Raw genomic sequence first — 19,916 nt, 5'->3', positions numbered from 1 at the left:
AGGGCTCGATCACTAGAGAGCGCCTATTATGCCCGTCAGGAAGCGATTGACAATCCTATGTTGAATGACTGAATTTCATTCAACTTTTTGTTGAATGTCAGGTTGTTGGTTTAACGGACCGGCCCATGTAGATCTGTGAAAATAACTTCAGAATCCAAACTTCCTTGCGAGCAAATAGATGACCGAAACTGACGTGCTGATAAGCCGAGCGGAAACAGTCCGAATTCATTTAGACCTTCTGGACGAGCTCCTTTCCCGCCCCAATGTGGGGCCGGGGGAAGCAATCTACGCTAGTCTCGCATTACGGTTTTTGATTGATGCATTGCCTATACACGCTCGAGAGAACCGTTTATCACTTCTGGTGCCCGCGCCGGATTTAAAGAAGGTGCCGCTTGATCAAGCACTGTTCTTTGCCTGCGGTAACTACAATATCCGCGGTCAAAAAGTCCCAGCACACTACACCTTTAGAGAACCTGGCTCGCAAAGCCCACATCGAGCTCAATTCGAAAGGCACATGGCGGAGTCTCCAGAAATCTTTACCTTAATAGACATGAAGATAAGAAATTTCTGGCAACAGCCGTGCCTCGTAGTCGTAGGCAACAAACTCAATCGAGAAAGCTCGATCCGATATGTCGCAAACAAATGCGGAGGCGCTCATTATGAGGGCGACGTTTCGAGATTCGAAAGGATTCATCAATTGCTGACCTCTGTAGGTCATGTCCTTCGTATAAACGGGGATGGTATGTCTGCAGTCTTCTTAGAGGTCTTGGGCAGCGCTTGGTTCTTGCTGAACGCACCGGCAATCATTGACCTGCGCAGAGCGCTCGCAAATTCAAACTGAGTCGATCTCAAACGGATCAATCAAGCTCATCCGTGGGAAAGAGGTGCTCGAACACCAAGCGACCTTTGTCCGTCAGCTGGATGGTCGCAGGCATATTTGTTGGTCCGCCGGGAGACATGCCAACTGGGCCGGTTGGTGCGCCCAAAACCTCTGCTATCAGTCCCATGTTTAGCAGGTCGTCGATAATCATTACGTTGATTCGAACCAGATAATCGTCGATAAAGCCGCCATCCCCAAAGACAACACGTTGTGGGTGCCTCATCCCGACGTCTGTCGGCAAAGTCGGCACATCATGCATTGAGAGAGACGACTTGCTTGGCCAAGCCGACTGGTGATGTTGATTAAACCTGTCGATTAGTGCCTGCATCAGTTTGAGGTGACCCTCGGTAAGTCGATCCAGCAGGGAGAACACCATTACAGATAAGTCGAATGCGTAGCCCCTCTCGAAGATCCCTTGCGCGGTCGCATTTTTTAGTGCCTCAAGCTTCTTCTCGCCAACAGACTTGCTTGCGGCGTCAAACGCGTGTCGCAACAACGGTTGAGTTTCCGGACGCCTGAATATTTCTTCGACATCGATATCAACCTTCTTTTCGAGGTCAATTACGCGTTCGGCCAGGGCCTCGGCAAACTGCCTCATTGCAGCGTTGCGGGGATCCTCCCAAACCTGCGCGGTAATTAACTGTGCGAACCCGGCTACGACGGGAATCGTACTGATGAACGCCATAGCGACGTCTCTGACTTTTGCCGACGGTGGATCATTGAGTGACGGAAGGCTAGTCAACTAAACCCTCGCGCTCCATCACCGCACGCACTTCCTCGAATGCCGCTTTGATGTTGCCTTTCGGAAACCGAATTTGCCCTAATCCGTCAATATTCGAAAACATTTTGCATCCATCTTCAACGAGCACAATGGCCTTTGAAAAGCCGAGTCTTCCCTGGAATAGGCCGACCTCATGAATCACGTTCATCCTAGCCTGCACCTCGCCATCAGCCAGTTCGTCCTCGGCCGTCATGATGATCAATGCAATCGCCGCGCTTTCGAGCATTTCTGAGAGACGTCCGATGTTCGTCATTCCTGCGACAGGAATCCGATTGAACTCGTTCCATGGAAGTCGCAGGCGATCGGAGACGAAATCCTTGAGCTCGCGCCAAAGCAGCGAACGACCATGACCAATGAAAACGTCCGTACCCACTCTGCTCTCCCTGCGCGATCTGCGTTCGCGCCTCTCGATATGCGATGCTGCCTTTTTGGCAATAGCTGCTGCTGCCTTGCAAGTGTCGAACGTATGCTCAATCGACACAGCCTCAGCTCGCACGAGCATGTGCGGCGGAGCGATAGTCCCCTGCCCGATAGCCGTGGTGTCTCTAGTCATTATCTGCCCCTTAGGAGCCCATTTATTGGCGACTTGGGCAGGAGAGAACAAGTGCAGACGTTCAGCATCTTCCAGCAACTTCGCAATAAACTTGTCAGAAGGATCGTTGTCTCTCTCCTGGTGAAGAATAGATATCAATGTCGCAGAAAGCTCGTCGAACCCTCGCGCGGCATCCCTTTCCGCATCCTGCAACTTTGTTAGATCTGGAGAGCCCGCCTTTTCCCGGACGGCATCGGAAACAACTTTCGGCGAGTACTCCTGCCAACTATCCGACCTCCTGGAGCCGAAAGGACTCTTAAAGCCCCATTCCTGACTAAAATGGTCTCCGGGACGTGGCTCTTTGAATCCAGCATAGTAAATGTTGGAATGATAGCCGAGCCAAGAGCCCGAAAAGGACACGCCGATGTCCTCTGCCGCCTTTATCAAAGCATCAAGCTTTCGAAGCTCAATCTCGCTGTTAGGAAACGTCGTGACCGCCTCAAACTTCTCGCTCAAGCTATGGAGTTCTTCGATATTTTCCATATGAATTCCGACTTTTGTAAAATGCTGCTGTCACTTCGAGCAGGCGGCCAAGATCTTGTAAGCGCGTTGTTTCCAGGATCCGCATGTTCAGCCACGTCTATGGCACCCGAGGAAGATAGTTGACACGCTTGAGGGCGCCGGCATCCATCACGACCGGCAGGCGCGTGTTACGATCCATGAAGATATAGTAACGATCAGTCGCCAAAAGCGGATACCAAGAGCTCAACGAAAATTCAGCCCCATCGAACAGGAAGTTGGCTTGAACCGAATCCGGTGGGATGGGTTTATTGAATCGATCTACGTAAGACGCCGCTATCGTTCCGGTGTAAAGCCAAATGGCGGCGGCGCACACTAGAGCCACCGACACGAGATTGAAGCGTATCGGCACCAAAACGTGTGAGACGAAAACGAGTCCGAGGAACACAAACAGCCCAGAGAACGAACGGAGAATTCCGAGCGGTTGTATGCGATGGGTAGGTGTCGAGAAATACGTCGCACCGGCTATCAAAATGAGCACCAGCAAAATTATCGCTGCAGAAACGATGCTGATGCCGATCGCATGATTCAAGCCTTTCGGCTCGTCTCCCTCGAATTGAAGGGCATGGGTGAGATTTCCGGCAAACGGTATCGCCAGAAAAAGCACGCCTGGGGAAGCACCGTGAGCGACGTAATCCGAGATTGTGAAGTACAGCGGCGCAGTGATGTCGGCCATGTACAAAATCACATTAATCCAAATGTACCCGCTGACGATCGTGACAATCGAAAGCCAAGCGCAAAACTCGATAATTGTCGATAGAGTTATTGACGTCTTGGTATTGGCGCTTTTCAACATTCGGATTCCAGATTTCTTGACCGCGACCCAGGTCGATCTCTCTATTTAATTTCCACTGTTTTGAAGAGCCATTGCGGATACACAACGTTATTGAGAGTATTCAGCATGATGCTCGAGTCGCCGAGCAGTGAGCCTGTAAACGCTGGCGCAACTCGTTGTCCACTTGGATAGTAACGCAGCGCATCGGTCAGATCTCGATTCAACGCGATCGGGTTTTGCCCTCGCCCCTGGACTCCCCACACGAATTGGCAGCCGATGGCATGGAGATCACGATAGGAGATTTGGAATTCGCCCTCGGTTTTATCAGCGAGGACCAGTTTGCTGTATTCCGGCTTCACCACTCGACCAATAATAAAAATCGTCCTGATTGAAGCAAGCGCGGTCACGTCACCTGGGTAGCTTACGACGTCCAGCCAAAGCTCGCTTCCCTTTCGGGTAACTTGAAATTTGATGCCGTCGATTATCGGCGCCGTATCCAGGAAAGACTGCAAATGACTCGCGCTTACCGAGTCGACGGCGTGCTCCGGTAGCGTTCCTGGCCAATAGTTTTGACCGCAGCTCTCACCATCGGCCGCAAATGCCGCCACACTCAGGCCGAGGAATGTGCCGCAAAACAGCAAACCTACCTTCACCATTTGCATTCCTCGCGAACTGGCTTGGCAGCATTCTCAATATCGGTGATATCGAATGTCGTCGTGATCGCAGACTCATTGTAGGGCGTCACACGAATAACGAGCTTCTTGCCGCCGAAGAGCTGTTTGGCAAACGGTATTGCCGAACCGCCGGACCAGAGTCCCAAGGCCTGATTGTCGGTCGAAACATCTAACGATTTTTTGGCCGCCTTCTTGTCGTCCACGCGGTAGGTGATCACGCCATATCCCTCTATCTCGGCCAGAAACATGTCGCCCATTATGAAATACAAGGAGGTGACATGTTCGTCACATCGAAGGATCATCGTCGCTCGTTGCGTGCCGCCAAATTTTCCCGCGAAGCTGTCGTCTGACATCAGCGTAAGCACCTGCGTCGCGCTGTCATCCATCTCGGATTTGGTGGTCGACAACTGCCACTTGCTGTTAACAGGTGGGGGCGTTTCCGCCGCCTCTTTACCTTTGAAGATCTCGTCGTAGCAAAGGAGCCGCTTATCTCCCTCGGCGAGTGCAGCGCACTCTTGTGGAGATTTCTCAGCGTGTACCGCGGAGGAACCGGCGACAAAGATCATTGCGCCGGCACATAATGACAGTGCTATTGGGCTCTTAGCCTTTGGTCGTTCGGTGATACGTTCTCGAAATAATCTGCAACCGAGATGAGACAACAAGATCGCGATTCCCCCACGCGTAGATTGTATGCCTCATTCTTCCAGTTGCGGAGCGTCCCTCGTCAAGAGGGTTGTTCGAATTCGGGGAGTTTTGAAACAGCTTAATGAGGAATCTGGTCGCGGTTGGAATCCATATGGTCTTCCTGCGCACATCGTTTAGCGAGTGCGATCACCCATTCTTTGAGGACCTTCTCTGCCTTTTCGGCCGATTGTTCTCGTGTAAGGCCGGGCACAACAGCATCGCTGTCAGCGATCGAGCCCGTTGGCGGCTCATTAGATGGCACGTCTTTCACTGCAGGTTCTCCTCACGCAGGCTCCGCACAAGAGACAGTATGCTCAAGCCTCTGTACAATGCGACTCTCAGAATGAAGGTATAAACAAGGGACACTGCACAATAGACATTGGAGTCCGTCGATCTGTACAATGGACAGCGTTAACCGGTCATCCGCACAAGAGACATTGAGACAGGTTCGCTTCGGGTCCCATTTTGCGTTACAGTGCACGGCGAGGGGCGCTGAGCCCCGCTCCATAAAAATTTTTTGCCAGAAATTTTCTGGATTATGTCCTTTGTGCACTCAATCAATTTCAGAAATCTGTGGCAACCATGGCAATTCAGAAACCATCTGTGTCACTGTTTTCTATTTATTTTCAATATATTGACATAGATGCCATAGTTGCCACAGTGAATTTCAAATCACCGTAAAATCTTTGATAGCTGCACAATGGGACATTGCGAGAATTCAACCATTCCGCATTTTGTGTGTACGCACGTATTAGCGATTTGCCTATTCCACCGTGGCACCTGTGGCACGGCTGGCAAATGGCTGGAATCGTTCGATAATTTGTGATTTTTGAGCCGCGAGGTTCTGTGGCAGCACTATGGCATCTGTGGCAATGGGGTATGAAAGCGCCGAATGCCTGTAGACCGCTCAGCCGCGCAGACGAACCCCTCGCCCACCTGCAGCGGTCTCACCCTCGTTCAGGAAGACAATCCCCGCCTCTTCCAAGGCGCCCTGGATGGCTCGCAGCGTGGACGCTTTTGGGTCGGCCGTTCCACGTTCGATGTTATTCAGACCGGTGGTCGATAAGCCGGCTGCTTTCGCTAGGTCGGCTTGAGTTAGCCCGAGCATTGAGCGGGCGGCACGGATTTGATCAGGTTCTATCATACGAACCTTCTACCTTGTGACTGATATTTTATCAAGCGCAGTTGACATATCTTCCGATTGTGGTTAATTCAACTTCACTTGAATAAATATCAACCGCCATAAAGGAGCAAAGCATGGGCATGATGATCAAAACTCTCCCGATCGCAAACCAGACCCAAACTGCAAACACTTGGGCAGACCAGAACCGCCAGGGGCGCGAACTGGCTGACGCGCTAACAGTGCGGATGATGCGTGACGAAAACCCTCTTCTGCTCGCGCGCGTTCTCAAAAGTCTCTATTCGGAGACCGAGCCAACTGGCGTCAAAACAGGATTCGTCCAACGTGTTGCCGAACATCTCATGAAGTCGAGTGTCGCCCCGATTGATCCTACGACAGAGGCAGGCGATATTCTCGATTGCTACCTCGCGCGATAGTGCCGAGCCATTGATTGAACATCCCGAAGAAACACTGATGACGTCCGAAGATGATGATTTAACGATTGAGCCTGAGGCGGTGCACGTGGTGCCGCTTCATTATATCGCCAGCCTCGAGGTTTTGTCAGCCGATGCCCGTGAGGCGGTGCGGCTGCTTCAAGCTGAAGAACGCAGGTATTCAAATCCGTCCCGGTCACCCAGCACCGCCGCGCTGCTGGACATTGCAAGCAGTCTTATAGAACACGGGATTTTCGAGCAGCATGGCCACTTCATCAACGAAATGATCGCCAATCACTCCCATTACCTCTTTAAGGCACTGCGGGTTGCTTCAGATTCCAAGAAACCTCGAGCGTCGTGGTCCTTCTGGACAATTGAGCAAGAGAGGCACCTGCTTTTTATTCATGATCAGTTTGCACAGAAGGCAGGTGCACAAGACCTCGATAAAAAATCCTTCTATCCTCGGCTCCAAGACCTTTTCCCGGTTGTTGAGAAGTTCAACAGCACTGAAAAATATCGAAACAAGAAGGGGAAAACGATCGATGATTTCAGCTCTGATGATCCGAAAGAGCACAAGGACTTGGAAAACGAGAGGATCAAATTCAAAAACTTGGCCGATAGGGCGGTTGATAAACACTTGCGTGGGCTGCTGTTCACCCGACAATCTCTCGCTATGACCGATCATTTGTTTGGTGACCTACTCGGGGACTCACTCGGGCATCTGCGACCCGGCTTCAAGGCACTGGCTCCGTCATAAATAGCTTATTTCCATTTATGATACGCTTTGTTTTGCATTCACGCTGTCCATCGGTTCTCATGCTGTCAGATTACAGTTTGAGGTTATCCCGATGCCTATCAGTGAGCGTCATATCGATCCGACTGACCCAGAATATCTCGCAGGGCAGATGCGCCCGACTCCACCCTCCCCTTCAAGGGGGAATTTCAGACCGAATGAGATGCCGACGAGTTATACTCCCTTGGCACCTGAGCGTGATTTGCTCTCGCTGCGCGCACGTCGTGAGCAAGATTCGCGTATGGTGGCAAACGTCGACTCCGAGATCGCACAAAACAACACAAGGATCGACCGTGCATCGTCGACGCTGCAGCGTTCAGCCAACTGGTCTGCCGAAGCCGACGCCTTGGAAGCGAAAATCGAAACGGGCCACGTTCGCGCTTTTCTTTCGGAAACTGAAGCAGCAATGACAGAGGAGCACGAGCGCCTCTCTCTGCTGCGCAAGGTGATCGCGGACTCTGACAAAGAATGCCGAACCGCGGCGCGCGTGATCGAGCTCCTTGAAGCGAAGAATAAGGAATTGCAGGTACGGCGTGAGAAGCTGCAGCAAAATCTCGCAAGATCGACCGAAAACTGGTTGCGGGCGAAGCACGCAAATGTAGTTGAGAATTTTCGGCACCGTCTTCACGACCTTCACGACGGACTTGCGGCTATTATCGCTGTTGAAGAGCATCCGGATTTCAATAAGCATGATCCAAAGCATGGCTGGAATCTCCTGACACGGTTCAGCGAAGCCGTAAGGTTCGACTCTCCGCTTCGGCCAGCGTGGCTTAATGTAACCAAAAAGGCAGCGTTTCCAGGATTTGCAGCCGCTACGGGAGCGTTGCACGCTGAACTCTTCGATGAAGAAGCTGGGCTATGAGCGGCCTCGCAAAGCGTTGGAAAAACTGGCGTGACAATCGGGCGGCCGAGCTCGTTTCAAAGGGACAAAGTTCGGAATCTGCTCGTCGCCAAGCCCGATACGAAGCGGGCTGCAGGCAGGAAGCAGCCGCCAAATTCGGTGAAGACCGTGCGTCGACAATGGACCTTCTGACTGTCTATTCCCTGGATGGCAAAGCGGCGACCTATGCGGTTTTCGGGAAGCCAAATATGCCGGAAATCGCCGGGTCATTCGGCCTAAATAATCTCGTGTCAACCGTTCCGCCACCCACGGTTCACTAGCCACCACCGAGACAACTGAAATCACAGACGCGCCTTAACGCGCCACGGCTGACTGCGTCCTGCCGTTCAACCGAATGTGGAATAGCGAATGACTGCAATAGCCTTCCCCCACAAAATCGAGCGCCTGGCGAAAGCCGGATTCGCTCTGCAATGGCTGCACCCAAAATCAAAAAGGCCGATCGGAAACGATTGGGCTGCCAAGCCCGTCGCATCGCTCGCGGATCTCAAGCGCACATATCGCGACGGCAATAATGTCGGCGTCCGTCTCGGCAAATGGTCTGTGGTCGCAGGCCTCTACCTGCACATCATTGATTTCGACATCCGCGTGCCGTCCAAGGTCGACGAAGCGCGCGAAAAACTCCTCGAACTGCTTCCGGAACTCGATCTCGACTCAGTCCCGACCGTTATCTCGGGCTCGGGTGGTGAGAGCCGCCACTTCTATATCCTTACCGACAAGCCGTTCCCGCCGAAGAAGTTCGCCCATAGCGACGGTTTCGCCATGGTGTGGGATGAAAGCAAGCAGCGCGACGTCAAGAAGTGGGATTGGGAACTCCATCTCCTCGCAACCGGTGCGCAGGCGGCTATTCCACCCTCCATCCATCCTGACACCGGACAGCCGTATCGCTGGCTGAGCGAATTCGACTTCGACATGCTGGATATGGGCATCGGCCCGATCCTGCCATCCGCGGCAGTCGCTCGAATCACCGAAGATAGAGACGAGAGTGAGCCTAACCCCGAGCGCCAGCAGCCGCTTGGCCTTGATGAAGACGAGATAATCGCCGTCCTTGACGATCTGCCGGCCGCGGAATGGTTCGAGGATCGCGACCAGTGGATGCGAGTCGGTATGGCTCTGCATCATGAGACCGACGGCTCCGACTTCGGCTTCGAGACGTGGTGCAAATATTCCAGGATCAGCGAGAAGTTCGACGAGAAGGACCAAAAGCGCGTCTGGAAATCGTTCAGGAACCGGGCACAGGCGCCATTCCGCATGGCCAGCCTTGTCGCGGTCGCGCGGGAAGTGCGCGCAGAGCGCCAGCTGGACTCCATCGAGGATGACTTCGACGATGTCGAGGAGGTCGACGACAGCCGAACAGACATGTTCGACGATCTCCTTGGCGCCGGGAACGGTCCTGAGAGGTCAAAGCTGTCGAAATCACAGCTGAAGCTAAAGAAGGCGGAAGTCGAGTTCGAGCTCGGCCGCGGCGCACCGCCGAAGATCGCCAGGATGAACAAGGCTCATGCTGTCGTTAGATTGGGCGGCAGGACGATGATCCTCAACCACTCACCTGGCAAACAGGTCTCATTTTGCACAGTCGGCGACTTGCACAATTACTACGAAAACGACCGCGTGCCGAAAGATAGCACTACTGAGCCCGTATCCAAGCAATGGATGCGCTCGAAGCATCGTCGATCTTATCCCAACGGCATCGTTTTCGCGCCGAACCGGCAGGTAGAAGGTGCCTTCAATCTCTGGCAAGGCTTCTCAGTCGAACCCGACGATACCAGATCCTGCTCGCTTTTTCTGGATCATCTGCTGCGAGTCGTCTGCAACGGCAACGAGGAGCACTTCAATTATGCGCTTAACTGGCTGGCTCATCTAGTCCAGCGGCCAGAGGAAAAGCCCGGCGTTGCGTTCGTAGTGAAGGGCCTCCGTGGCAGCGGCAAGGATACCCTAGCCGCATATACGGGCGAGATTATCAAGGCTCATTACATAACCGTTTGGCAGAAAGACCAGTTTTTCGGCAAGTTTAACGCCCATCAGGCAAGCTGCCTCTTGCTCCACATACAGGAAGGCTTCTGGGCTGGCGACAAGCGCGATGAAGGCAGTCTCAAGGCCATCATCACCAGTGAAGATGCAATGATAGAACCGAAGGGAATGAATGCGTTCCCTGTCCGGTCAATGCTCCGGATCTTCATATCGTCGAATGAGAATTGGGTTGTGCCCGCAAGTGGCGCTGACGAACGACGATTCTTCGTTTTGAACGTTGCAGACCATCGTATCGGCGATCATGGATATTTCGCGGCGTTGCGGGCCGAAATGCAGAGTGGCGGGCCGGCTGCGCTACTCGCCCTCCTGATGAGCCGAGACATTTCTGATTTTCAAGTCCGCAAGGTTCCCGACACGCAGGGACTAGCTGAGCAGAAAGTCGAAGGTCTGAAGAACGTCGAGCGCTTTTGGTTTGAAACTCTGGAGTCTGGGAAGGTAGACGGCCAAGGCAATCACTATGATCTGTGGCAGCAAGGACCGATCGAAGTCGAGAAATCCGCGTTCCGCGGCAACTACTCCGGATGGCTGCGCAACCGCCGTTACGATGGCATCGAGCTGAGTGAGATCGCGTTCACGAAGTCTCTGAAGACGCTCCTGCCCTCTCTCAACACACGACGTTTGAGGTCATCGGACAGGAACGGGCATTTTTTCATTTTCCCTGAACTAGACGACTGCCGTGACGAGTTTGATCGCTGGATAGGCGCCGAAATCCACTGGCCGGATAACGCCATTGATCTTCCCATTGATTCCCGCAATACTTTCAATGATGACGATCTATTCAACTAAATGTTGAATAGACTACACGAAGGTGACCGAGATGCTTGATATCCTTACAGCGTTCCTCGCTCCGAAAACCAGAGCTCTAACTGAGATCGAGGTAAACGCGATCGTCGACGAACTCGGTCCCAGCAATATCGCGGATATCGTTGACGCATATGCCGCACAGGCGGCAACAACCGGTCTTGATCCCATCGCCGATCATATTGCGGGCCAAGTTTTCGAGCGGTGCGGACTTGTCATCGACGCCATAGCTGCAGTCGGCACCGGAATCGCTCGTGAGAAGATCGCGAAATCAGGCCAGCTGTTTCGGATCGCTTGCGCACATCAAACGATAATCGCCACCTTCCCTGGACGCTCGCTCGAAGAAATTCTCGCACACATCGTCAATTTGGCAGTCGCGAAAGCTCGTGAAACCTCGGTCTTCTCAACCGGCAGCGATCGGAGACACTGACAATGGCCGGTAAAGATATCGATCTCGTTATCAGGGCGAAAGACCGGGCTTCCAGTGAACTCGACAAAATCTCGAAGGCGCTGAAGAAGAACGTCGGTGATATGGACGACGTTGCCAAGGGAGCCGGGAAAACCTCGGACGCCCTTGGTAAGATCGCCTCCCAAGCTTCGAAATTCGAGGGTGAGCTCAGCAAGCTTCAAGCGGCCGGGAAAGTCGCGGCTGAGCTCGACAAGGCGACAGCTGCTGTCACTCGCATGGAAGGCTCACTGCGCAGCAATGCCGGTGAACTTGCAAAGCTTGCCCGCGACAGTGATGCCGCGGCACAGGCAGCCACGCGCCTTAAGGCTCAACTGGCTGCCGAAGAAAACTCGCTCGCATCCAACAAGAACGCTCTCGCCGCCAGCCGCAAAGAACTGGCAGAGGTCAATAAGCTTGTCAGGCAGGCTGAGCAGAATCAAGCGCGCTACAACAAGCAGCTTGGGACGACTCCCGATCATTTTGTTCGCCCTGCCGCGAAATCGGCCGGTGCTTTCATCTCTGCCGATCTGCCGGCACAGAAAGCTGCCCAGGCCGAGATTATCAACCAGATCGATCAATATCAGGCCGCGCTCAAGCAATCCTCCGATGCTGTCAAAAATCTGCGCCCGCAGGTATCGGCAGCAACCTCTCTTCAGAACCAGCTCGGCAATGAAGTCGCGCGGACAGCGGCTTCGCTTTCGGGTGAACGTGAGGATCTCGGCAAGGCTCGTACCGAGCTCGATGCCATCCGCGGTGTTTCCGCCAAGGCCGGTGAGGCGCTCGGCAATGTCGCCATCACGCAAGAGAATGTGAGTGCGGCTGCTCAGCGGATGGCTGCCAATCTCGCAGCAGCCAAGGCGCGTATCGAAGGACTGTCCAACGTCAAGACGGCAAGCGATACCTCGGCGACTGCCGTGGCTGCTGGCGGTGTAGATATCCAGGCTCTTGCGGCTCAGCGTCGTGCCGTGCTCGAGGCACGCCGCGAGTGGGTCTCCGCTCAGACCGATGTCAAAGCCCTGGCTCAACAGATGCGAGCTGCCGAGGCTCCTACCGAAGAACTCGGTGCAGCTTTCGGCGCCGCCCAAGCGAAGGCTCGGCTCGCCAAACAGGAATACGAATCGCAGAGGCAGGCTCTCGCGAGCTTGGGAGGATCTGCGAACGCGACTTTCAGGGAGTTCAGTCGATCAGCCAATGCCATCCGGCAAATCACGCCAGCTGCTCAGCAGATCAGCGCGGCAATGGCGAGCGCGTCAGGTCAGACGTCTGCATTCGCACGAGCACTCGCGACCGTGGGCAAGGAAGATGCCCGCACCGTTTCGGTGCTTCAGTCGATCCGAAGCGAGATCCTTGGGCTGACCGCCAGCTATGTCGGATTCCAGGCGGCACTCGGTCAGGTTTCCGGCGCCGTCGACTCTTTTCGCCAACTCGAAGCTGTCCAAAGCCGCCTTGGCTCAGTGTTCAACCAGGACACTGGAAAAGTTGCGACTGAAGTGGCCTTCTTACGTGACCAGGCCGATAGGCTCGGCATCAGCTTTGGTACTTTGGCCGATGAATATGGCAAGTTCGCCGTTGCCGCGCGGGCTGCGAATTTTACCACCGAAGACACTCGCAAGATTTTCGTCTCTCTCGCCGAGGCAGCACGCGTAAACCAGCTATCAGTCGACGAGACATCAGGAGTGTTTCTCGCACTGACCCAAATGATCTCGAAGGGCAAGGTTTCCGCCGAAGAACTCCGCGGCCAGCTTGGCGAGCGTCTGCCGGGCGCCTTTAACATCTTCGCTTCGGCAATCGGCAAATCAACGGCCGAACTGGATCAGATGATGCAGAAGGGTGACGTCCTTGCTGATCGCTCCACTCTTCTCAAGTTCGCCGACGAGTTGACTAGGCGTTTTGGCCCGCAGCTCGGCGCCTCGCTGCAGAGCTTGACGACAGATCTCGGCCGCTTTCAGAATGACGTCCAATCCTCACAGATTGCTGTCGCAACCGGCTTTGTACCGGCGCTGCAATCCGCCCTTCAATCCTTCCATGCGTTTGCTCAGTCGAGCGACGGCCGAGACGCCTTCACTGCGATCGGCAAAGCGGTTGGCGAGGCAATCAAGATCCTGGCTGAGGTGCCGAAGTATTTCGATCTAATCACCGCTGCTCTGAAGGTGTTTGCAGCGGCGAAAGTCGCCGAGCTCTTCGGAGGCCTTGCTGGCAAAATGCTGCAGGCAGTGTCGGCGATGCAGGCTTTCAATCGCGAGCTGACACTTGTCGGCCCTCGAACCCAAGCAGCAACGAACTCGCAAACTATGTTCGGGCGAGCTCTGGCGCAGAGCGTGAGTTCGCTCGGCAGCTTCCGTCAAAACCTGCTCGCTTCGACGAGTCAGAGCGCTCTCGCTCGCACTGGCGTTCTCGGCTTGGCCGGCGCGGTGGGAAGTCTGCAGACAGCTCTTGTCGCGACAGCCACGGGTTTTCGCGCGCTGCTGGCAGCCTTCGGCGGTCCGATTGGTATTGCTTTGACAGCTGTGACTTACGCAGTGGGAACCTGGCTGACCAGCATTGGCAATGCCACCTCGGCTGTTGAAGAACACAAGCGCCAGGTCGATATCGTTGTCGCCGCGTATAATGCGGCAGGCGATAAGGCAGGCGATTGGGCGAAAAAGATCAGCGGCGTCACCATGGCTCAAGCCATCGCGAGCGTCCAGGATCTCAAGAAGCAGTTCGACAAGACCGCGGCCTCGGCCGAGGAGTCGAGCAGAAGGCTCACTTACGCCTTCAGTGATTTCCCCACCGACTCTCCGCAGGTCCGCCAGCTTGCGCAGTTTCAGGACGCCCTCAAAGCCGCCCGCTCAGGCATAATTACTGTCAAAGAGCTTGAAAGCGCCCTCAACGATATCGCGCTTAATCCGGCCGACGAGCAGCTGAAGCAAGTCGCGCTTGAGATCCTGAATATCGTCAACAATGCGGGCGAAGGCGAGACGAGCCTGAAGGATCTTGGTGATGCTATCGCCAGCGCCGAAGCGTTGGTTCGGCAGATGAACGGGACCGCGACTGACGCCGACAAGGCGCTTCTAGGCCTCGGAAAATCTGCACAAGAGACGTCGCAGAACCTAGACTATCAGGGCAAGGCGACAGCGTTCAACAAGCTGCTTCTCGACATGCGCGAGAATATTCCCGGTGTCGGTGAAGAGCTCAAAAAACTCGAGGCGCTCAAGGGACTGGAAAAGCAGTACAAGGACGCGGTGAACCTTGCGACCAGTATGGGGCAGGCGCTTGAAGCGACCAAGGCTTACGGTGAAGCCGTCGCCGGCATCAATCAGACCTTCATGCAGAAGCAGTTCGACACATTGCCGGACACGCGCCGAGGTCTCATCGATCGCATTATCCGGCAGGAAGGCGGGCAGGATGGCACCGGTCCTTCCACCTCGAGCGCCCGCGGCATCGGCCAATTTACCGAAGGCACCTGGCTGCCGATCTTCAATCGGCTCTTCCCCGCCCTATCGCAGCTGGCGGACGCGCAGAAACTTGCCTACCGATCGAACGAAGCTTATGCCCGGCCGATCCTCGAGGAGCTCACGAAGCAAAACCAGATGCAGCTCGCAAACGCGGGCGTGGCTCCCACCGATACCAATACCTATCTCGCGCACTTCCTTGGCGCCGGCGATGCCATCAAGGTTGTCCTGGCCAATCCTGACGAACTCGCCAAGAATCTCGTCCAACCCGCTTCGACTGCTGCCAATCCGACGGTCATTAAAGACAACACGACGGCCGCTGATCTGATCGCGTGGGCAAACAAGGCCATCGGTGGCGGCTCCCCGATTATGTCTGGAGGTCAGACCAAACAGGAAGCCTTCGACCAGGATATCAGCGGCCGCGTCAAAGCGATGAAAGACGAGGCGGACGCCCGCAAGGACTCCAATAAGGAAGCCGTCATTGCGCGCGAGCTCGCTCAAGCTGAAAACGAAGCGATCAAGGAAGGCGTGACCCTCAGCCAGGCACAGCGAGACGCTATCCGTGAAGCGGCGGCTGCCAAGTACGATTCCGCGCATGCAGACGAGCAGCTAAAGGCCCACCAGCAAGAAGCTCGCGAGCAGCTGAACGATATCATCGGCCTCGATCAGCAGCGCAAAAACCTCCTCCAAGAAATTAATATGGCCCAAAACGCTGGCGACAGCGGACGCACGCAGGAGCTCGTCACTCAGCTGCAGGGTGTCAACGACCAGCTGAGCGCAGCTATTCCCAAGGCATTGGAGCTCGCGCGAGCCCTCGGCGACGAGAAAATGGTCGCGCAGCTTCAGAAGGTACAGTTGAACACCGCTAAGGTTGGCAGCGGCCTGACCGCGTTCGGGCTCTCAGCATCGAACATCCAGGAACTGGTCGGATCTTTCGCGAATGGTCTTGTTGGTGCCTTCGACAATTTCGCGCAATCGGTTGCCAATGGCGCCAACGCGTTCCAGGCACTCGGCCAGGCCTTCTTGCAATTTGCCGCCGACTTCCTGCGCCAGATCGCAGCGATGATCCTACAACAGATGATTTTGAACGCCTTGGCGGGCATCGGCGGGCCAATTGGCACAGCTGCTCAAGGTCTCGGCGGCGTGGCGAAAGCCATTACCGCTCACACGGGCGGCCTGGTCGGATCGGCCGCGGTCGGTGGGGGCAACATGTCTCGCCAGATCGCTCCGGAATGGTTCGCCAATGCAATGCGTTACCATAGTGGCGGTATTGCCGGTCTGCGTCCTGATGAGGTTCCCGCTGTTTTGAAGAAGAACGAAGAGGTTCTAACCGAACAGGATCCACGTCATCGCTTCAACTCCGGCAAAGAAAAGCCATCAGAATCGAAGGGCGGCCAGCCTATCAAACAGGTGTTGGTTCTCAACGAACGCGATCTTTCGAACGCTGTTGCCAGCTCGCACGGCGAGAAAGTCGTCATCACCCACATCAAGAACAACGCTCAAACCATTCGAAAGATGTTGGGGGTTTGAATGACGACGCCCGCGCTCATCCGGAAAGCGGACATGATCCGCGCTGCGCAAGTTGCCAAGCAAACAGGCTGCCGGCTCGAGATAAAAATCGGTGACACAACGATTACTGTGATCCCGGAAGAGTCGAAGCAGTTGCAAAATGGGATTGATTATGGACGGCCTGTCCTGTGATAGTGGCGGAATGCCGCGCAAACTTCCACTCTTCGTTCACAAGCAAAAAACCCGTCACGACAAATGGGTTTTCTATTTCCGCATTGGTAAGGGCAAGCGAATTCGACTGCCTAATCCGGCCGATGCTGGTTTTAAGGCTGCCTATGCCGCGGCGCTAAGCGGCCAACCGGTGGAAATCGAGAAGGTCTATGAAGGCACATTGCAGTGGCTCTGGGACCGCTACACGACAGAGAGCGCGAAGTGGGCAAAATACAGCGACGCTACGAAGAAACAGCAGTCGCTGATCATGGTCCAAGTGCTGAAAGACAACAAGAACAAGGCACTGACCGGCTTCACACAAGACGTTCTTCAGGCAGGGGTTGATCGTCGCCATGAGACACCCGCCGCCGCGGCAAACTTCCTCAAGACCATGCGTGCTATGTTCGCGTGGGGGAAGAAAATGCGGTTGGTCTCGGTTGATCCGACCATCGGTGTCGATCTTCCCGAATATGAGTCCGAGGGTTTCGCCCCCTGGACACATGAGGACGTAATTGCATTTCGGGCTAAACATGCCATCGGCACGCACGAGCGCCTGGCTATGGAGCTTATGCTTCTCGCTGGCCTTCGCAGATCTGATGTTGTCCGCGCCGGCCGGCAACACATTTCTGGTCGCGTCCTTTCCATTGATACAGTGAAAACCGGTGCAAGAGTCACGGTGGAGCTGTCCGATGAACTTATTCGCATTATCGAGGCGACCCCACGCAAGGGCCTGCACCTCATCGAGTCATCGATCGGTAGGCCCTTCGTGAAAGAGAGTTTCGGCAACTGGTTCCGCGTTGCGTGCAATGATGCGAAGGTTTCGAAGTCAGCTCACGGGCTGCGAAAGCTCAGCGCAACGTTGGCGGCCGAAGGCGGCGCCGCCACTCATCATCTGCTCGCTCAATATGGTTGGACGAATATTCAGACTGCAGAAATCTACACCAAAGGTGTCGACCGCAAACGGCTCGGAATTGAGGCCAGCCGCATAGTTGCGGACCAGATCGGGAACATAGTTTCCCCTCACCCTGAATTAGGTGAGGGAATTAAATCGAAAACCTCAACGAAATCAAAGGCAAAAAATTAGAATCGCAGTCTCTCATCGCCCACCATGACCTCCTTTGTCCGACCCGGAGACATAGGTAACAGCTTGTCCCTAAGACATGGGTGACAACCTCGTGCCGAACGGGTTGTCGATGGTTTGCAATGTCCTCTGTTCCAGATCGATATATCCGAGATCATAGCGCAAGAAGCTGACGAGCCAAATGCCGTCGTCGACCTCCTTGAGGCCGAGCCTCTGACCGGCCATGACGGTTGAGATGTTGATCTTCTTACGATGGATGCACAGACGGCCGCAGTTGGTGACGATGGCATCGCGGTCGTGGAAGGGATAGCTGATCTCGGGCAGCCCCTCATAGGGTCGCGGCGAAGCCTTGTAGACGTCGGCCGGGACCTTCATCGACAGGGCCTCATGCGGTCTTTCGGTGTTGAATTCGCTGACGAACGCGTCAAAGCGCATTTGCTGCTGGAGAATATTGCGTCCTGGCGGACGGGTGGCTTCTTTCTTCAGCGTCAGATGCATGCGTTCATGGCGGCCATTCTCCTGCGGGTGGCCGGGGCGAATGCGTTCGAAGGCGACGCCGAGCCTGAGCCACCAGACCGACAATTTCGAGAGATTGTAGAGCCCGTTCGGGCTGGCGAATGGCAGGCCGTTGTCGGAACGAATGGCAAGCGGAAGCCCACGCTCGGCAAAGACCCGCCGGAAGGCATCGAAGACGCCGCGTTCGCGGGTCGTCTCGAAGGCCTCGCAGCACAGGAGATAGCGCGAAGCCTGGTCGGTGATCGTCAGGGGGTAACAATATCTGCTGTCGCCCAGCTTGAACTCGCCCTTGAAGTCGGCGCACCAAAGATCGTTGGGGCTGACGGCTATCGAGAGCGTCGTGCCCACGGCCTTGTTCGCCCGGTTCCTCTTGCGGGCCTGGCTCACTAGGCCGTACCGGTCGAGCACCGCGTGCACCGTGCTTCTGGCCGGGATGCGCACGTCGCCGGCCAGACGGCGGACCAGGAGCTCGCGGATCTTGCGCGCGCCCCAGTGCGGCTTGTCTTGTCTGCAGCGCACGATCATCGCCTCAACCGGCTCGGGCAACTGATTGGCATAGCGCACCGGTCGCCGAGACCGGTCCGTCAGGGCCTCCAGCCCGTCCTCCTTGTAGCGATTGAAGATCTTGTAGCCGGTCTTGCGCGAGATCCCGAACGACCGGCAAACCTCGCTCATCCCTTCGCCCTCCAGCAACCGGGCGACAAATCGAAGACGCTCATCCATGACCGAAGTCTCTCTCCACGGCATCAACACCTCCCGCAAAAAACGAAAAGTGTCACCCATGTCTCCGGTACAAATCGTCACCTATCTCTCAGGTCGGGCACTTTGAAAATTGACATTTCATACAGTTGCTTCAGCCCGCTTACGCTCAGCGTGGGAATCCCCTCACCTAACCTCCCAAAACGCCCCTTGATTCTAAAGGGAAACCTGGAACGAGCCCCTCACCCTTGCGCTTAACCCAGAACAGAACGCGAGTTTGCTCAGAAAATCCGTGCAGCATGTTCTCTTCTCGTTCCAAACGACTCAATGGAGAACCGATGATCTATTCTGCCGGATGACGATGCGTGGATGGAGGCCGTAGTGGCTCTGCAAACGCACGGCAAACCGCAAACGGACAGCTTGTATTTAGTCATCCTTGCGAGGATCGGCGCGCCGCAAGGGTAACACAGCGATTACTTTCAATCGCGTTCTGGTGAACGCGGAGTCGGCGCCGCGCCTAGGAGGTGGCAGGGATGAGGCGACCAACTTCACCTTCTCCGACTGCGGCAAGCGGGGGGGACAAATCCCAGAAGCACTCATGAACTTGTCGGTATTGGCCGGGTCGACCCAACAAGTGTCGATGTCGATAATCTATCATGACCGAAAGCGTTGTTCGTGTGGATGTCGCCATTGATTGAACCGCGGCCGCGGGCATTCGTCCAGATCGCGGCGGCGGTAAAGCCGTTGGCGTCGTAACCGAGATTGCCAGTAAACAAGCCATTCTGTTGTTGAAATCTGCCACCGTTTCTCCCATCGCCAGTTGCTAGTGAGAAGCAATCGGCGGCCTGACGGCCGCGGCGATTGGAGTCCTACAACCAAACTTAAAACAGGGAGGATTACCGAACTAGCTATGGGCACCGGTCGACCCGTTCATTCGCGTGGTGCAGCGCGACAATCAAGATGAGACGAAGCGTCAATCAAGATGAGACTCTGCAGCAGCGGTGGAACGCAGAGAGGGCGTAGCCCGAACGGAGTTC

The 19,916-nt window shown here is 55.1% G+C and carries 17 protein-coding genes; 9 read left to right on the top strand and 8 right to left on the bottom strand.

Annotation, left to right across the window (positions count from 1 at the left end; translation table 11 throughout):
- Window positions 1-178: 178 nt before the first annotated feature.
- A complete protein-coding gene (locus EV281_RS29520; RefSeq protein WP_132658347.1) occupies window positions 179-841 on the top strand; it encodes a hypothetical protein in 663 nt (220 codons plus the stop codon).
- Between the two features lie 16 nt (window positions 842-857).
- On the opposite strand, the gene EV281_RS29515 is transcribed toward EV281_RS29520, so the two are convergent.
- The 7 genes from EV281_RS29515 to EV281_RS29485 form a co-directional block, all read right to left on the bottom strand.
- Window positions 858-1,565 (bottom strand): hypothetical protein, encoded by a 708-nt coding sequence (locus EV281_RS29515; RefSeq protein WP_132658345.1) that lies wholly within the window; start codon window positions 1,563-1,565, stop codon window positions 858-860.
- A 49-nt stretch (window positions 1,566-1,614) separates the two neighbouring features.
- Window positions 1,615-2,736: a TIR domain-containing protein gene (locus EV281_RS29510; RefSeq protein ID WP_132658343.1), complete on the bottom strand. Its 1,122-nt coding sequence runs from the start codon at window positions 2,734-2,736 to the stop codon at window positions 1,615-1,617.
- 97 nt (window positions 2,737-2,833) lie between these two features.
- The gene (locus EV281_RS29505; RefSeq protein ID WP_132658341.1) at window positions 2,834-3,448 is read right to left on the bottom strand and encodes a hypothetical protein; all 615 of its coding nucleotides are present in this window, start codon (window positions 3,446-3,448) and stop codon (window positions 2,834-2,836) included.
- A gap of 161 nt (window positions 3,449-3,609) precedes the next feature.
- Window positions 3,610-4,203 carry a hypothetical protein gene (locus EV281_RS29500; protein ID WP_132658340.1) on the bottom strand — a complete coding sequence of 198 codons (594 nt, stop codon included), beginning with the start codon at window positions 4,201-4,203 and terminating at the stop codon, window positions 3,610-3,612.
- Window positions 4,197-4,787 carry a type VI secretion system-associated protein TagO gene (locus tag EV281_RS29495; protein WP_132658338.1) on the bottom strand — a complete coding sequence of 197 codons (591 nt, stop codon included), beginning with the start codon at window positions 4,785-4,787 and terminating at the stop codon, window positions 4,197-4,199. Before EV281_RS29495 ends, EV281_RS29500 begins: the two co-directional genes overlap by 7 nt.
- A gap of 197 nt (window positions 4,788-4,984) precedes the next feature.
- Window positions 4,985-5,176: a hypothetical protein gene (locus tag EV281_RS29490; protein ID WP_132658336.1), complete on the bottom strand. Its 192-nt coding sequence runs from the start codon at window positions 5,174-5,176 to the stop codon at window positions 4,985-4,987.
- 636 nt (window positions 5,177-5,812) lie between these two features.
- Window positions 5,813-6,049: a helix-turn-helix domain-containing protein gene (locus EV281_RS29485; protein ID WP_132658334.1), complete on the bottom strand. Its 237-nt coding sequence runs from the start codon at window positions 6,047-6,049 to the stop codon at window positions 5,813-5,815.
- A gap of 113 nt (window positions 6,050-6,162) precedes the next feature.
- Here EV281_RS29485 and EV281_RS29480 point away from each other — a divergent pair, with 113 nt between their 5' ends.
- From EV281_RS29480 to EV281_RS29450, 8 genes are all read left to right on the top strand, one after another.
- Window positions 6,163-6,462 carry a hypothetical protein gene (locus EV281_RS29480; protein ID WP_132658333.1) on the top strand — a complete coding sequence of 100 codons (300 nt, stop codon included), beginning with the start codon at window positions 6,163-6,165 and terminating at the stop codon, window positions 6,460-6,462.
- Window positions 6,463-6,499: 37 nt separating this feature from the next.
- A complete protein-coding gene (locus EV281_RS29475) occupies window positions 6,500-7,216 on the top strand; it encodes a hypothetical protein (protein WP_132658331.1) in 717 nt (238 codons plus the stop codon).
- A gap of 91 nt (window positions 7,217-7,307) precedes the next feature.
- On the top strand, window positions 7,308-8,114 hold the full coding sequence (locus EV281_RS29470) for a hypothetical protein (protein WP_132658329.1): 807 nt from the start codon (window positions 7,308-7,310) through the stop codon (window positions 8,112-8,114).
- Between the two features lie 387 nt (window positions 8,115-8,501).
- Entirely contained in the window at window positions 8,502-10,967 is a 2,466-nt protein-coding gene (locus tag EV281_RS29465) for a DUF5906 domain-containing protein (protein ID WP_132658327.1), read from the top strand.
- A gap of 31 nt (window positions 10,968-10,998) precedes the next feature.
- Window positions 10,999-11,412 carry a hypothetical protein gene (locus EV281_RS29460; protein WP_132658325.1) on the top strand — a complete coding sequence of 138 codons (414 nt, stop codon included), beginning with the start codon at window positions 10,999-11,001 and terminating at the stop codon, window positions 11,410-11,412.
- 2 nt (window positions 11,413-11,414) lie between these two features.
- Window positions 11,415-16,394 carry a tape measure protein gene (locus EV281_RS29455; RefSeq protein ID WP_132658323.1) on the top strand — a complete coding sequence of 1,660 codons (4,980 nt, stop codon included), beginning with the start codon at window positions 11,415-11,417 and terminating at the stop codon, window positions 16,392-16,394.
- Window positions 16,395-16,565, top strand: a complete 171-nt coding sequence (locus EV281_RS31350) for a hypothetical protein (RefSeq protein WP_165911995.1) — start codon at window positions 16,395-16,397, stop codon at window positions 16,563-16,565.
- Window positions 16,534-17,667, top strand: a complete 1,134-nt coding sequence (locus EV281_RS29450; protein ID WP_132658321.1) for a tyrosine-type recombinase/integrase — start codon at window positions 16,534-16,536, stop codon at window positions 17,665-17,667. Before EV281_RS31350 ends, EV281_RS29450 begins: the two co-directional genes overlap by 32 nt.
- 69 nt (window positions 17,668-17,736) lie before the next feature.
- Here EV281_RS29450 and EV281_RS29445 read toward each other — a convergent pair whose 3' ends face one another.
- Window positions 17,737-18,927: an IS481 family transposase gene (locus tag EV281_RS29445; RefSeq protein WP_132658320.1), complete on the bottom strand. Its 1,191-nt coding sequence runs from the start codon at window positions 18,925-18,927 to the stop codon at window positions 17,737-17,739.
- Between the last annotated feature and the right edge of the window lie 989 nt (window positions 18,928-19,916).

Source organism: Rhizobium sp. BK418, assembly GCF_004341105.1.
Taxonomy (GTDB): Bacteria; Pseudomonadota; Alphaproteobacteria; order Rhizobiales; family Rhizobiaceae; genus Rhizobium.
Note: the sequence above shows the minus strand (reverse complement) of the source record. Positions and strands in the feature narration are given on the sequence as shown.